1 protein-coding gene is annotated in these 281 nt (G+C 53.4%); it reads left to right on the plus strand.

All coding sequences use genetic code 11. The features are described from left to right. A partial coding sequence (locus tag KUD11_RS15120; protein WP_397545253.1) for a transposase occupies positions 1–281 on the plus strand: 281 nt, incomplete at both ends.

Here is a 281-nt window from a genome sequence, read left to right on the forward strand (position 1 = left end):
CAACGGGACAGGCGCACGATCTGCGCGAGACTGATACTTTGATCCGTGGTCTGTCCGCAGGGCATCTGCTGGCGGATAGGGCTTTCGATGCAGATTGGTTGCGAAATGACCTGCTGGAACGTGGCATCATCCCAGTCATACCGCCGAAATCCAATCGAAAGTTCCCCGTAACCTTTGACAAGGAAACTTACAAATGGCGACACCTGATCGAGAACTACTTCGGCAAGCTGAAGGAAAACAGAGGGATAGCCATGCGCCCCTGCAAGACAGATCAGAGCTTC

Source organism: Roseovarius carneus, from assembly GCF_020141465.1.
In the GTDB taxonomy this organism is placed as follows: domain Bacteria; phylum Pseudomonadota; class Alphaproteobacteria; order Rhodobacterales; family Rhodobacteraceae; genus Roseovarius; species Roseovarius carneus.